Raw genomic sequence first — 12663 nt, forward strand, 5'->3', positions numbered from 1 at the left:
TTCGCCAAGCGAACCCACGGTCTGGGATTTAACCGTTACGACATCTCGCATCGAGAGTGGAGAGAAAGATTGAGTCTATTGAGCCAGGTTAGTGCCTCCCTGTTGGCCCCCCACGACCTCGACGAAGGGCGGCTGCAGCAGCTGCTCGGCAGCCTGATGAGCCATCAGGTGGAGTTCGGCGACCTCTATTTCCAGCGCAGCTGGCACGAGTCCTGGATGCTGGAAGATGGCATCGTCAAGGATGGCAGCTACAACATCGATCAGGGGGTGGGGGTGCGCGCCGTCAGCGGCGAGAAGACCGGCTTCGCCTACTCGGACGAACTGAGCTTGCTGGCACTGCAACAGTCGGTGACCGCCGCCCGTGGCATCGCGGCCGCCGGTGCGCAGGGCAAGGTGAAGGCGTGGGCGCGCACCGAAGCAAACCTGCTCTACCCGGCGCTGGATCCGCTGCAAACCCTCGACAAGCAGCAGAAGATCGCCCTGCTGGAGCAGATGGACAAGTTCGCCAGAAGCCTGGATCCCGCCATCAATCAGGTGATGGCCTCCATCAGCGGCGTCTATGAAGAGGTGCTGGTGGCCGCCACCGACGGCACCCTGGCCGCCGACGTGCGTCCGCTGGTGCGCCTCTCGGTGACCGTCATCGCCGAGAAGGGCGATCGTCGCGAACGCGGCAGTGCCGGTGGCGGTGGCCGCTTCGGCTACGACTATTTCCTCGAGCTGGACGGACTGGAGAGCCGGGCGTTTGGCTATGTGCGCGAGGCGGTGCGCCAGGCGCTGGTCAACCTCGACGCCATCGACGCGCCGGCCGGCACCATGCCGGTGGTGCTCGGTGCAGGCTGGCCCGGTGTGCTGCTGCACGAGGCGGTGGGCCACGGTCTGGAGGGGGATTTCAACCGCAAGGGCTCCTCTGCCTTTGCCGGCCGTATCGGTGAGCAGGTGGCCTCCAAACACTGCACCATCGTCGATGATGGCACCCTGCCGGGTCGGCGCGGCTCCGTCTCCATCGATGATGAGGGGACGCCGGGCGGCTACAACGTGCTGATCGAGAACGGCATCCTCAAGGGTTACCTGCAGGACAAGCAGAATGCCCGTCTGATGGGTGTGCCGCTCACCGGCAACGGCCGCCGCGAATCCTACGCCGCCCTGCCGATGCCGCGCATGACCAACACCTACATGCTGGCGGGTCAGTATGATCCGGCCGAGATCATCGCCTCGGTGAAGAAGGGGATCTATGCCCCCAACTTCGGCGGCGGTCAGGTGGACATCACCTCCGGCAAGTTCGTCTTCTCCGCCTCCGAGGCCTACCTCATCGAGGATGGCAAGATCACCGCGCCCATCAAGGGGGCGACCCTGATCGGCAACGGCCCCGAGGCGATGAGCCAGGTTTCCATGGTGGGCAAGGATCTCGCGCTGGATCGCGGGGTCGGGGTCTGCGGCAAGGAGGGGCAGAGCGTGCCGGTCGGTGTCGGCCAGCCCACCCTCAAGCTGGATCAGCTCACCGTGGGCGGCACCCAGTAAGGGCGCCGCAGAACAAGCAGCAGAGAGAACCCATGCTTACCCTGTCGAAAATTTCCAATATCCGCAGTCAGCTCTCCCCCAGCGAGCTCAAGATCGCCGATTACATCCTGGCTTGCCCGGAGCAGGTGACCCACTTCTCCTCCCAGGAGCTGGCCCAGCAGGCTGACGTCAGCCAGTCGAGCATAGTGAAGTTCACCCAGAAGATCGGGTTCAAGGGCTTCACCGCCTTCAAGCTGGCGGTCAGCGAGGATCTGGGGCGCAAGCACGCCATCAAGACCGACAACGTAGGGGATCTCTACAACGGCATCGGCCGCGACGACGATCTGGAGACCATGGCCAAGAAGCTGGCCCAGGAGAAGATCAACTCCATCGTGGAGACCACCCAGGCCCTCGACAACGCCACTTTGGCGCGGGTGCTCGACGTCATCAACCAGGCTGGCCGGGTCCAGCTGGTGGGGATCGGCGGCTCGGCGCTGACCGCCAAGGATCTCTGGTACAAGCTGCTCAAGATCGGGGTCACCACCCTGTTCGCCCAGGACTGCCACGTGCAGATCTCCATCGCCCAGACCCTGGGACCGGGCGACGTCCAGCTGGTGGTCTCCTATTCCGGTGCCAGCCGGGACGTGCTGGCGGCGGCGGAGTTGGCCAAGCGCAACGGCGCTACCCTGATCGCTGTCACCTCGTTTCGCAACACCCCTCTACGGCAGATGGCCGACATGGTGCTGGACACGGTGGCCGACGAGAACGAGCTGCGCATCTCCTCCATCTCGTCGCGAACCGCCCAGAACACCATCACCGACATCCTGTTCCTCGGCCTGGTGCAGCGCCGTGACGAGGCCTGGGCGCTGATCGACGGCACCCGGGGTGCCATCGACCGACTCAACAAGGAGTGACGCGGGCCCGGCTGCAACAGAGGCCGAGACCTGCCGAGAGAAAAAACCACCCGCCTGCGGGTGGTTTTTTTATGGGCCAGTGCCGGCTCAGAGGGCGAGGGCCCAGCGCAGGAAGGCCTTGCGCTGGGCCTCATCGGCGGCGAGGTAGCGCCGTTGCAGTTCAGGGTCGACGGGCACGGCGCCAGAGGTGGCTGCGGGCAGCACGGGCGTGACGGCGGGCAGGGCGGTGGCTGCGCTGGCCGACCCGTCGTAACGGGCCAGCAGCGCCTGATAGTCGGTCAGCAGGCTGTCCTGGCTGCGCGGCAGGGCGGTGGCCAGCAAAGGGCGGGTGCCGTCAGCGGTCGCCAGCTGCAGTGCCGGGCTGGCCGCAAAGCGGCGAATGGCCTGCGGCGTGGGCAGCGGCGGGGTGACCAGCCGCAGGGTGCCGCTGGCCGGCAGGGTCAGGGTCAGCAGCAGCGGGGCGGAGCGGACGCGCCCCTGGCTCTCGTTGGTGGAGCCGGGATCGAGCGGGCTGTCGAAGCGTACCAGCAGCCGGGTTTCACCGGCGGGCAGCGTGAAGGTGCGCTCGAAGGGAGAGGCCTTGCCCCGGGATGAGGCCAGCAGGGTGAGGTTGTCTGCCAGCTCCAGCCGGGCGGCCTGGGTCGGCAAGGCCAGCAACAGCAGCAGGGTGGTGAGCAGTGGGAGGCGGATCATGGGGGGCTCCAGCAGAAAGCAAAAAGCCGGCCGACTGGCCGGCAGGGGATCAGAACTCGTAGCGCAGGCCGAGGTGGTAGAAATCCTCGCTGTTGCTGCTGCCGCCAAAACTGGTGACCGTGCTGCCGGCCAGCCCGTCTTCACCGCCCCGGAACACGTAGGCGCTGTAGAGGGAGGAGCGCGGAGTGAGCTTGTACTGCAGCTCCAGGGTGGTGTCGCGCAGGCTCATGCCGTCCCCCCCGTCGTTGTCGAGGTGGCGGTAGCCGGCGCGGGCGGCCCACTTCTGGTTGATGTCGTAGACGGCGGTCAGTTCCCACACCTTGTCTTCGCTGTCCGCCTGGCCGTTGCGATAGCTCACCTGATCCTTGGCATAGAGGGCGCCCAGCATCAGCGGGCCCAGGGTGTAGCGGGTGCCGATGCCGCTGAAGCGGTACTCGTCGGCATTGGGGTCGACCTTGCTGGCACCGGTCTGTGCCGCCTTGCTCTGCTGGTAGGCGATGACCGGCGCCAGCTTGCCCGCCGCCCCGAGATCGAAGGTGTAGCGCAGGGCGCCGTTGTAGCCGTAGTCGAGATCCGAGGTGCCGTTGCCGAGGATGTAGGCCAGCGACAAGTCCAGATTGCCGAGGGTGTTCTGGTATTGCAGGGTGCCGTCCTGACGAAACACCTGTACCGCGGTGGAGTCCACCTTGCTGGCCTGGCGCGCCATGGAGACATCGGAGGCGGCAAACACGTCGCCGATGTCGGTGAACATGATGAGTCCGGAGGAGACCCGGCCACCGGTCAGCCTGCCCCACTGGCCGCCATCGAGCCCGGCCCAGACGTAACGGGCGGTGAGATCGCTGCTGTTCTTCTGCACGTTGTTGGCGTATTCGGCGGCATTGACCTGGTACTGGGCCATGCCGATCACGGCCACCTGCTCGTTGACGGTCTGGCGGGCGGTGAAGCCGATGCGGCCGTCGAAGTCGCCCTGATCGTTGCCGCTCTTCTTATCCGAGATGTTGAAGCCGAGGCGACCGTAGAGATCGACGTTGGAGCCGTCATCGGCCTGATAGATGACGGCAGCCTGCGCCGTACCGACGGCAAGCAGGGCAGGAATGGCCAGGGCAAGCATGGACTGTTTCATTGTTGTCTTTCCTGTGTGGGCTCTGTGCCAGAGCCAGGGTGAGTTTGGCCGTGGCCCCGATTGCTCGGGGCCAGACCTTGGCGATAAATCCGGAGGGGGGATTAACTCAGATCGACGTTCTTGCAGCCGAACATCAGGGTGATGAGGTAGCCGCCGAGGTAGGCGACGGCGAGGCCGGCGGCGTAGACCAGCATGCCGGGGAAGATCCCCTGGGCCGAGGTCATCAGCGGCAGCGCGACGATGCCGGAGGGGCCGAACACGGTATTGAGACCGACCGGCAGGCCCAGCCAGGAGATGAGACCGACCAGGAAGCCGCCGAGGGCGCCGCCGCAGCAGGCGGTGATGAAGGGTTTGACCCGCGGTAGGGTGACGCCGTAGATGAGCGGCTCACCCACCCCCAGGATGCCGGGAATGATGGTGCCCTTGACCTGGGTGCGCAGCAGGGAGTCCTTGCCGGCGCGGCTGTAGAGTGCCAGGGCGGCGCCGACCTGGCCGGCCCCTGCCAGCGCCAGGATGGGGAACAGGGAGTTGAAGCCCTGGGCATCCATCAGCGCGAAGTAGACGGGCACGAACCCCTGGTGGATGCCGAACATCACCGAGATGAGGAACAGGCCGGCCAGGATGGCGGTGCCGAACGGATTGCCGTTGAGGTGGATGAAGAGCCAGGACATGCCGTTGTAGAGCTGCACGCCGAGGGGCATGATCAGGACGAAAGTGACGGCCCCCATGATCAGCAAGGTGATGCCGGAGGTGAGGATCATGTCGAGGCTGTCGGGTATGAAGCGGCGTACCTGACGTTCCACCGAGGCGCCGATGATGCAGGCGATCAGCACCCCGATGATGTTGCCGCGCGGATCTATCTGGTGGCCGAAGAAGTCGCTGACCCCGGCATAGATGCCGCTGGTGGCCTGCGGGTCATAGCCCATCACGAACAGCGAGGCGAGGATGGCACCATTGACCCCGGAGCCGCCGAACGCCTTCTGGGCGTTGTAGCCGATGAGGATGCTGAGGAAGCTGAACAAGCCCTTGCTGAACAGCTTCATGTAGCCGACGAATTCGGTCAGCATGCCGCCCGCCTGCTGGCCTTCCAGCAGCAGGGTCTGCTCGATCAGGGTGGCGAAGCCGAGCAGCAGGCCGGCGGCGATGAAGCCGGGGATCAGCGGAGTGAAGATGGTGGCAAACTTGGCCAGGAAGCGGTGGGCCGCACTGGTCTGTTTCTGCTTCAGCGCCTGTTTCTTGGCGGCGGCGATCTCGCCCAGATCGGCGGATTGGGCGGTTGGCGCCTCCAGTGCGCCGAGCCCCGCGCTCAGCATGCCGTTCATCAGCTCGCAGGCGGTCTGGGCCTTGCCCGGCCCCAGCACGATCTGGAACTGGTCGTCGCTCTCGATGACCCCCATCACGCCGGCGATGCGCTTGATGGTATCCCGGTCGGCATGCAGGCTGTCGGCCAGGCTCAGCCGCAGCCGGGTCATGCAGTGGCCGCAGTGGGTGATGTTGTCGCGACCACCGATGGCCTGGATGAGCTGGCCAACCATGGTGTCAGTTATTTTTGCCATAAAGAACCCAGTCAGTCTGTTGTGTCATGAGGGTGCCTGGGCACCCCGTTCTTGTTGTGGTATTGCCGTCCCTGGCCCGGCCAATGTGCGGTTGGCCGATCAGTGGGTGCACTGGCTGATGAAGCCGTTGCTGCTTTGCAGACGGGTGCGGGCTTCGTCGGCCGTGAGTCCGGCCAGGATCATCACGATGGCGGTCTTGCAGTGGTTGTCCGCCTGCGCCAGCGCCCGCTCCGCCACGGCGCGCTCGCAGTCGGTGGCCTCCATCACGATGCGTTTTTGCCGCTCCACCAGCTTGGCGTTGGTGGCTTCCACGTCCACCATCAGGTTGCCGTAGACCTTGCCGGTGCGGATCATGGCACCGGTGGAGAGCATGTTGAGGATCAGCTTCTGCGCGGTGCCCGCCTTCATGCGGGAGGAGCCGGTGACGATCTCGGGGCCGACCACCGCCACCATGCTGATGTCGGCCGCCTGGGCCAGCGGGCTGCCGGGGTTGCAGCTGATGCTGCAGACCGTGGCACCCACCGCTCTGGCGTGGGCCATGGCGCCCAGTACGTAGGGGGTTCTGCCGCTGGCGGCGATGCCCACCAGCACATCGTTGGCACAGAACTGGATATTTTTCAGATCCTGAGCGCCGAGTTCGGCGTCATCTTCGGCGTTCTCGACCGCCTGCAAGATGGCCTTGTGGCCGCCGGCAATCAGGCCGACCACCTGCTCGGCAGAGACGCCGTAGGTCGGCGGGCATTCGCTGGCATCCAGAATGCCGAGCCGGCCCGAGGTGCCGGCGCCGATGTAGACCAGCCGGCCTCCCTTGCCGAACGCTGCCGCGATGGCATCGACCGCCCGGGTGATTTCGGGCAGCAACTGGCTGACCGCCAGCGCGACCTGCTGATCCTCCTGATTGATGACACGCAGCATCTCCAGGGTCGGCAACTGGTCGATCTCGACGCTGGCCGGGTTGCGGGTCTCGGTAATCATGCTTGATAGGTCAATGGTCATCGTTTCCTCTGCTTAAGGTCATCGCCACTCCCGGCGTAAAACATCCCTCTTGATGACAGGCATGATTATCGATTTTTGATTTCTATGATGAGATCAATGTCGCATAATTAATTATTCCATTTATTTTTGTTTTTAAGTTATGAAAATTCCTGCACGGTGGCATCCATGGAGGGAGCTAGGTGGTGCTGATTGTGCCGAGGGGGGGGTGAGCGTCAGCCAATAAAAAGGCTATGTCCCAATTACGTGTTGCATGGGGCGCCCCAGCGCCTCATGCAAGCAGCGTGAGATATTCACTTCCCGCCCATAGCGCTCCAACATCCTGCGCCAACCCAGATAATTCCTCAGATAGTGGGTCGCTACCCCATGGAACCGCTCCATCCACTCCTTCAATCGCCTGTGGTACCCGTTCACATGTTGGATGTGATATGCACCCACCACCCGCTCTCCCGCTCGATTGCGCACCACTTGGTGTGTTATCCCTTGCCCCTTGCTGAAACTCGCATACACCCCGGCACCATCGCTGCACAGGACGGCATCCGGGGCGATAAGCGGCTGAAGCACTGCCTTCACCGCCCTGGCATTCAACTGTTCCAACTGGAAGTCAGCCAGGTGGCCTGCCCGGTCTTGCACCACCATCACCGGGATGTAATCCGGTCCTGTGCCTCGGGTACGGCCTTTACCTCCACGATGGCGGGCCGGGCGGGGCAATCCGCGCTGTCCTTTGAACGACTCCAGGAAGAAGGTCTCATCGACCTCGACAATACCCTCTTCCCGTACCGCCTGGTGGCTGGCCATGGCCTTCAGGAAGCGGTGACGCCACAAAAAGGCGGTGTTTTTACCGACCCCACAGCGGAGCGCCGCCTGCCGGACGGTCAGACCGTCGATGAGGGCCTGAGCATAGTCTTCCCAGCATTGTGGCTTGCGAAGTCGGGCGAGAGGCGTGTTGGTGAGCACGGAACTGGTGCGCAGACACTGCTTGCAGCGATAACGACGCAGCCCGCGAGACCAGCCCCAGGGAGCCAGCTGTGTGGCCTCGGCCTGGCAGTGAGGGCAGCATTGGCATGCGGGGAGTTGAGTGGCCAACGAGGTGATGGGGTGAGGGGTGGTGAGTTCATGTTGCGCGAGACGACGCTGACGCGAAGTGAGCGATGGAAAGAGGGACAATAGATGTTGAAAGGCTTGGGTATCCATGATGGGGGCCCTCAAGGTGATGACCTACTTCAAGGTTAGCCTTTCAACACATAACTGGGACAGAGCCAATAAAAAGCCCCGGCAAGGGCCGGGGCTGCAGATACGGGGCTCGGTCAGTTGACCGAAATGGCGCGGGCGTCGATGAAGAAGCGTGCGTTGCCTTGTTGATCGACCCTGATCTGGGCAACCAGACGATCGCTCTGCTTGTACTCCCACCGGCTCTTGATCCGGGTCAGAGCGGGGCTGGCGGCACCGACCACGTTCAGATATTCATGAAACAGGCTGTAGCTTCCAATCTCGGTCAGCATCTTTTCCATTTGCACATCTCCTGAAGTGAGTGGGTGTCCATCCATAAACCTACCAAGCACTCTCTGAATCGAATCTGTATGAAAAACACACTAACTCATTTATGTGTCAACAACATGATCAGGCGCAAGATCAGCGACGATTCCTGCGCTTTTATGACACCGTTTTCAGTCAGGGCTGGCGCGGGTCCGGCAATTGATCAAGGGCGCCGGATACGTGTGGCAACGCGGGTGCCGTTTGTGCCGCCGGCGCACCGTGGAACACCGGATCCTGCGCCACTTCCTTGATGCCATTGATGCAGAACTGCATACCCATGCAGACCAGCAAGAAGCCCATGATCCGGGTCATGGCATCGATGCCGGTGGCGCCGAGGATCTTGCAGACCGGATCCGCCAGCTTTAGCACCCCCCAGCTGAGCAGGCTCATCAGGGCGAAGGCGGTGACCATGGCGGCATAGATGGTGAAGCGGTTGTATTCGTCCGGCAGCTCGGCGATCTGGGCGGCACCGCTGATCACCAGCGCCATGGTGCCCGGTCCGCACATGCTGGGCATGGTGAGCGGCACGAAGGCGATGCTCTGGTTGATGTCGACCCCGGCCGCCTGGCTCGGTGCCGGGAACAGCATGCGAAAGCCGATGAAGGCGATGATGAGGCCGCCGGCCAGGCGCAGGCCGGGAATGGAGATCCCGAACAGATCCAGGATGGAGGAGCCGATGAAGAAGCTGACGCAGAGGGTGCAGAACAGATAGATGGCGGCCAGGTTGATCTGGCGGCGCACGTGCTCGCGCGACATGCCCTTGCTCAGCCCCAGCAACAGGGTGGCCGTGGTGGGCGGGTTGACCATGGGCAGCAGCGCCAGCAAGGCGAGAAATACGACCTGAAAGAACATCATGAACCTCGGATGACTAGGGTGGAGGAGTGTCCCGGGCCGTCGAGGGGCCCGAGAGGGAGGCTATCTTATGTCGGCCGGGCTGAACACCAGCCATATGAAAAAAGCCCCGCACTGGGCGGGGCTCGGAATGGTTCAGGCGGCCTGTGGCGCGCTCTGGCTCTGGCTGCGCTGCTGCAGCCAGAGCCGCAGGCCGAGCACGAAACCGAGCGCAGCCAGGCTGACCACGTAGTGGGAGGGGGCCAGCACGTCCTCCTTCATCCAGAGCGTGACCAGCATGGGCGTCAGGCCGCCGAAGATGGCGTAGGCCACGTTGTAGGAGAACGATAGTCCGGAGAAGCGCACCACCGCCGGGAAGGCGTTGACCATGACGTAGGGCACGGCACCGACGATTCCTACCGAGAAACCGGCCAGCGCATAGAGCGGCACCAGCTGGCTGGTGTCGGTCGCCAGCCCGTGATAGAAGGCGTAGCTGGCGCCGGCCAGCAGCAAGGAGCCCAGTATGAAGGTGGGACCGCTGCCGAGGGCGTCGATCAGCCGGCCATAGACGATGCAGCCGAAGGTGAGCGCCAGAATGGCCAGCGAGTTGGCGGTCAGCGCATCGGCCGGGCTGATGCCGTGCACCTTCTGCAGGTAAGTGGGGGTCATCAGGATCACCACCACTATGCCGGCGGAGAGCAGCCAGGTGAGCAGCATGGAGACCACAACGCTGCCCTTGTGGCTGCGCAGCACCGTCTTGAGCGGCAGCTCTTCCGCCAGAGCCTTGTTGGCCTGCATCTCGGCAAAGACCGGGGTCTCGTGCAGCCAGCGGCGCAGGTACATGGCGACGATGCCGAACGCTCCGCCGAGCACGAAGGCCAGCCGCCAGCCCCAGTCGCTCACCTCGCTCGGGCTCATGCCGCGGTTGATGGCAGTGGCCACCAGGGAGCCGAGCAGGATGCCGGCGGTCAACCCGGCGGTGAGGGTGCCGCAGGCGACACCGACCCGGCGGGCCGGCACGTGCTCTGCCACGAATACCCAGGCACCGGGCACTTCACCGCCGATGGCGGCTCCCTGCAGGATCCGCAACAGCAGCAACAGCAGGGGCGCGGCGATGCCGAGGGTGGCGTAAGTGGGCAACAGACCGATCAGCAGGGTCGGCAGTGCCATCAGCAATATGCTGAGGGTGAACATCCGCTTGCGGCCGATGAGATCGCCAAAGTGAGCCATGATGATGCCGCCCAGCGGGCGAGCCAGATAGCCGGCGGCGAAGATGCCGAAGGTCTGGAACTGGCGCAGCCACTCGGGAATGTCGGCCGGGAAGAACAGCTCGCCGATCACCACGGCGAAGAAGACGAAGATGATGAAGTCGTAAAATTCGAGGGCACCGCCCAGCGCCGCCAGGCTCAGGGTCTTGTAGTCCTGTCGGTTGAGGGGACGGCTGTGGTCGTAAGCTGGTGTGACTGTCGTCATATCCTTATGTTTCCCATCGTTTTTTTAGTTATTGTTCCCCCATCCTTGCAGGGGACACGCTCATTACCGAGGGTATGCTTTTGCATCCCGTGATGTAAATCGCACAATTCGCAACACTGTCTTGCAGCTTTTTGGTGCAGTGAGACGGAGCGACACGCTCAAGCGCCGGGCTCATCTCTCGGGGCGAATAATCAGGACGATGACCGGCGCCTTGCCGGCTCCGACCTCAAGATAGCTGGAGAAATCATATGAAGACCAAGGTGCTGCTCTCCTGGAGCAGCGGCAAGGACAGCGCCTGGGCGCTGCACGCACTGCAGCAGGATCCGGCCATCGAGGTGGTGGGACTGTTCACCACCCTCAACCAGGCGTTCGAACGGGTGGCCATGCACGGAGTACGCAAGCAGTTGCTGCTGGCACAGGCCGAGTGCGTGGGCTTGCCGCTGACCACCATCGACCTGCCCTGGCCCTGCAGCAATGAAGATTACGCCCGCATCATGACCGACTTCATCGCGGACGTGGTGGCGCAAGGGATCCGCCACATGGCGTTTGGCGATCTCTTCCTCGAGGATGTGCGCGCCTATCGGGAGCGGCAGCTGGCGGGGACGGGGATCACGCCGCTGTTTCCGCTGTGGGGCAGCAAGACCGACGAGCTGGCTGGCGAGATGATGGCGGCAGGGCTCAGGGCCAGGATCAGCACTCTGGATCCGCGCAAGCTGCCCGCCACTCTCGGTGGACATGAGTTTGACACGGCCTTGCTGGCGGCCCTGCCCGCCGGGGTGGATCCCTGCGGCGAGAACGGCGAGTTTCATACCCTGGCCTGGGACGGCCCCATGTTCCAGCGGCCACTGGCCATCCGGGTGGGGGAGACGGTGGAGCGGGACGGCTTCGTCTTCACCGACCTGCAGCCCGCCACCGCCTAGTCGCGGTTGGACTCCCGCTCGCCCTTGTCGTCGTTGTAGCGCAGGGCGATCTCGTGGAATTGCTGGTGGATGCGGGCAAAGGCATCCGTGATGTCGGGGTCGAAGTGATTGCCCCGCCCCGCCAGTATGATGGGCACCACTTCCTGGTGGGACATGGCGGCCTTGTAGCAGCGCTTGCTGATGAGGGCGTCGTACACGTCGGCCAGCGCCATCAAGCGGGCCGAGAGGGGGATCTCGTCACCGATCAGGCCATAGGGGTAGCCGGTGCCGTCCCACTTCTCGTGGTGGTAGCAGGCGATCTCCTTGGCCAGCCGCAGAAACTCCACCTCCACCCCCAGCGCCTCCTCGGCGTGAACGATGGCCTCCTTGCCGAGAATGGAGTGGTGCTTCATCTGGGCAAACTCGTCCGCATCCAGCTTGCCGGGCTTGAGCAGGATCCGGTCTGGCACGCCAACCTTGCCGATGTCGTGCAGCGGGGCCGATTTGAACAGCAGATCGATGGTCTTGGGGGTCAGCTCGGCACGAAAACGGGGATGCTCGCAGAGGGTCTCCGCCAGCAGCCGCACATAGTGCTGGGTGCGCAGGATATGGTTACCGGTCTCGTTGTCGCGGGTTTCGGCAAGCGAGGCGAGGGAGTGGATGGTGATGTTCTGGATCAGTTCGTTCTCCCGGGTGCGCCGCTCCACCTCTTGCTCCAGAAAGGCGTTCTGGTCGTGCAGCAGATCCCGCGCCGCTTTCAGCTCCAGATGGTTTCTGACCCGGGCCAGCACGATGGCGGGGGTGATCGGTTTGTGGATGTAGTCGACGGCCCCCAGCGCTAGGCCGTGCGCCTCCGCACTCTCCTCCACCTTGGCGGTCAGGAAGATCACCGGGATCTCCCGCGCCTGCGGCATCTCCTGCAGCGCCTGCATCACCTGATAGCCATCCATCTGGGGCATCACCACGTCGAGCAGGATCAGGTCCACCCGGGTGCCGGCCGAGAGGATCTCCAGCGCCCGCTGGCCGCTGATGGCGACCTTGACCCGGTAGTGGGGGCTGAGCAGGGCGCTGAGCAGGGAGAGGTTCTCCGGTGTGTCATCGACCACCAGCAGGGTGGGTTTGGTATCGGGATCCAGCAAGTTGAGCAT

At 63.9% G+C, this 12663-nt stretch carries 12 protein-coding genes; 3 read left to right on the forward strand and 9 right to left on the reverse strand.

The genetic code is table 11. The annotated features are described in order from the left end of the window. Nucleotides 1–69 precede the first annotated feature (69 nt). A complete protein-coding gene (tldD, locus tag R2E40_RS01970; protein ID WP_016349174.1) occupies nucleotides 70–1518 on the forward strand; it encodes a metalloprotease TldD in 1449 nt (482 codons plus the stop codon). Between the two features lie 32 nt (nucleotides 1519–1550). Then, on the forward strand, nucleotides 1551–2411 hold the full coding sequence (locus tag R2E40_RS01975; RefSeq protein ID WP_318164626.1) for an SIS domain-containing protein: 861 nt from the start codon (nucleotides 1551–1553) through the stop codon (nucleotides 2409–2411). A gap of 87 nt (nucleotides 2412–2498) precedes the next feature. Here R2E40_RS01975 and R2E40_RS01980 read toward each other — a convergent pair whose 3' ends face one another. The 8 genes from R2E40_RS01980 to R2E40_RS02015 form a co-directional block, all read right to left on the reverse strand. After that, nucleotides 2499–3104: a DUF2057 domain-containing protein gene (locus tag R2E40_RS01980; protein ID WP_318164627.1), complete on the reverse strand. Its 606-nt coding sequence runs from the start codon at nucleotides 3102–3104 to the stop codon at nucleotides 2499–2501. Between the two features lie 49 nt (nucleotides 3105–3153). After that, entirely contained in the window at nucleotides 3154–4227 is a 1074-nt protein-coding gene (locus R2E40_RS01985) for a porin (protein ID WP_318164628.1), read from the reverse strand. Nucleotides 4228–4328: 101 nt separating this feature from the next. Continuing rightward, nucleotides 4329–5783: a PTS N-acetylmuramic acid transporter subunit IIBC gene (gene murP, locus R2E40_RS01990; protein ID WP_318164629.1), complete on the reverse strand. Its 1455-nt coding sequence runs from the start codon at nucleotides 5781–5783 to the stop codon at nucleotides 4329–4331. 99 nt (nucleotides 5784–5882) lie between these two features. After that, nucleotides 5883–6779, reverse strand: a complete 897-nt coding sequence (gene murQ / locus R2E40_RS01995; RefSeq protein ID WP_011704387.1) for an N-acetylmuramic acid 6-phosphate etherase — start codon at nucleotides 6777–6779, stop codon at nucleotides 5883–5885. A 228-nt stretch (nucleotides 6780–7007) separates the two neighbouring features. After that, nucleotides 7008–7970, reverse strand: a complete 963-nt coding sequence (locus tag R2E40_RS02000) for an IS1595 family transposase (RefSeq protein WP_318164300.1) — start codon at nucleotides 7968–7970, stop codon at nucleotides 7008–7010. Between the two features lie 113 nt (nucleotides 7971–8083). Then, nucleotides 8084–8287: a hypothetical protein gene (locus R2E40_RS02005; RefSeq protein ID WP_005308127.1), complete on the reverse strand. Its 204-nt coding sequence runs from the start codon at nucleotides 8285–8287 to the stop codon at nucleotides 8084–8086. Nucleotides 8288–8447: 160 nt separating this feature from the next. Beyond that, a complete protein-coding gene (locus R2E40_RS02010) occupies nucleotides 8448–9164 on the reverse strand; it encodes a MarC family NAAT transporter (protein ID WP_016349179.1) in 717 nt (238 codons plus the stop codon). Nucleotides 9165–9299: 135 nt separating this feature from the next. Next, nucleotides 9300–10616, reverse strand: a complete 1317-nt coding sequence (locus R2E40_RS02015; RefSeq protein ID WP_318164630.1) for an MFS transporter — start codon at nucleotides 10614–10616, stop codon at nucleotides 9300–9302. Nucleotides 10617–10864: 248 nt separating this feature from the next. On the opposite strand from R2E40_RS02015, the gene R2E40_RS02020 reads away from it, so the two are divergent. Further along, nucleotides 10865–11536, forward strand: a complete 672-nt coding sequence (locus tag R2E40_RS02020; protein WP_318164631.1) for an ATP-binding protein — start codon at nucleotides 10865–10867, stop codon at nucleotides 11534–11536. On the opposite strand, the gene R2E40_RS02025 is transcribed toward R2E40_RS02020, so the two are convergent. Beyond that, the gene (locus tag R2E40_RS02025; protein WP_016349182.1) at nucleotides 11533–12663 is read right to left on the reverse strand and encodes an HD-GYP domain-containing protein; all 1131 of its coding nucleotides are present in this window, start codon (nucleotides 12661–12663) and stop codon (nucleotides 11533–11535) included. The genes R2E40_RS02020 and R2E40_RS02025 overlap by 4 nt on opposite strands.

Source organism: Aeromonas sp. CD (assembly GCF_033349375.1).
Classification (GTDB): Bacteria; Pseudomonadota; Gammaproteobacteria; order Enterobacterales; family Aeromonadaceae; genus Aeromonas; species Aeromonas hydrophila.

Excerpts from the sequence above, each read along its gene's own strand:
- R2E40_RS02020 (WP_318164631.1), top strand. The coding sequence starts at position 10,865 with ATGAAGACCAAGGTGCTGCTCTCCTGGAGCAGCGGCAAGGACAGCGCC.
- R2E40_RS01985 (WP_318164628.1), bottom strand. The coding sequence starts at position 4,227 with ATGAAACAGTCCATGCTTGCCCTGGCCATTCCTGCCCTGCTTGCCGTC.
- R2E40_RS02015 (WP_318164630.1), bottom strand. The coding sequence starts at position 10,616 with ATGACGACAGTCACACCAGCTTACGACCACAGCCGTCCCCTCAACCGA.
- R2E40_RS02025 (WP_016349182.1), bottom strand. The coding sequence starts at position 12,663 with ATGCTCAACTTGCTGGATCCCGATACCAAACCCACCCTGCTGGTGGTC.
- R2E40_RS02010 (WP_016349179.1), bottom strand. The coding sequence starts at position 9,164 with ATGTTCTTTCAGGTCGTATTTCTCGCCTTGCTGGCGCTGCTGCCCATG.
- R2E40_RS01980 (WP_318164627.1), bottom strand. The coding sequence starts at position 3,104 with ATGATCCGCCTCCCACTGCTCACCACCCTGCTGCTGTTGCTGGCCTTG.
- R2E40_RS02005 (WP_005308127.1), bottom strand. The coding sequence starts at position 8,287 with ATGGAAAAGATGCTGACCGAGATTGGAAGCTACAGCCTGTTTCATGAA.
- R2E40_RS02000 (WP_318164300.1), bottom strand. The coding sequence starts at position 7,970 with ATGGATACCCAAGCCTTTCAACATCTATTGTCCCTCTTTCCATCGCTC.
- murP (WP_318164629.1), bottom strand. The coding sequence starts at position 5,783 with ATGGCAAAAATAACTGACACCATGGTTGGCCAGCTCATCCAGGCCATC.
- R2E40_RS01975 (WP_318164626.1), top strand. The coding sequence starts at position 1,551 with ATGCTTACCCTGTCGAAAATTTCCAATATCCGCAGTCAGCTCTCCCCC.
- murQ (WP_011704387.1), bottom strand. The coding sequence starts at position 6,779 with ATGACCATTGACCTATCAAGCATGATTACCGAGACCCGCAACCCGGCC.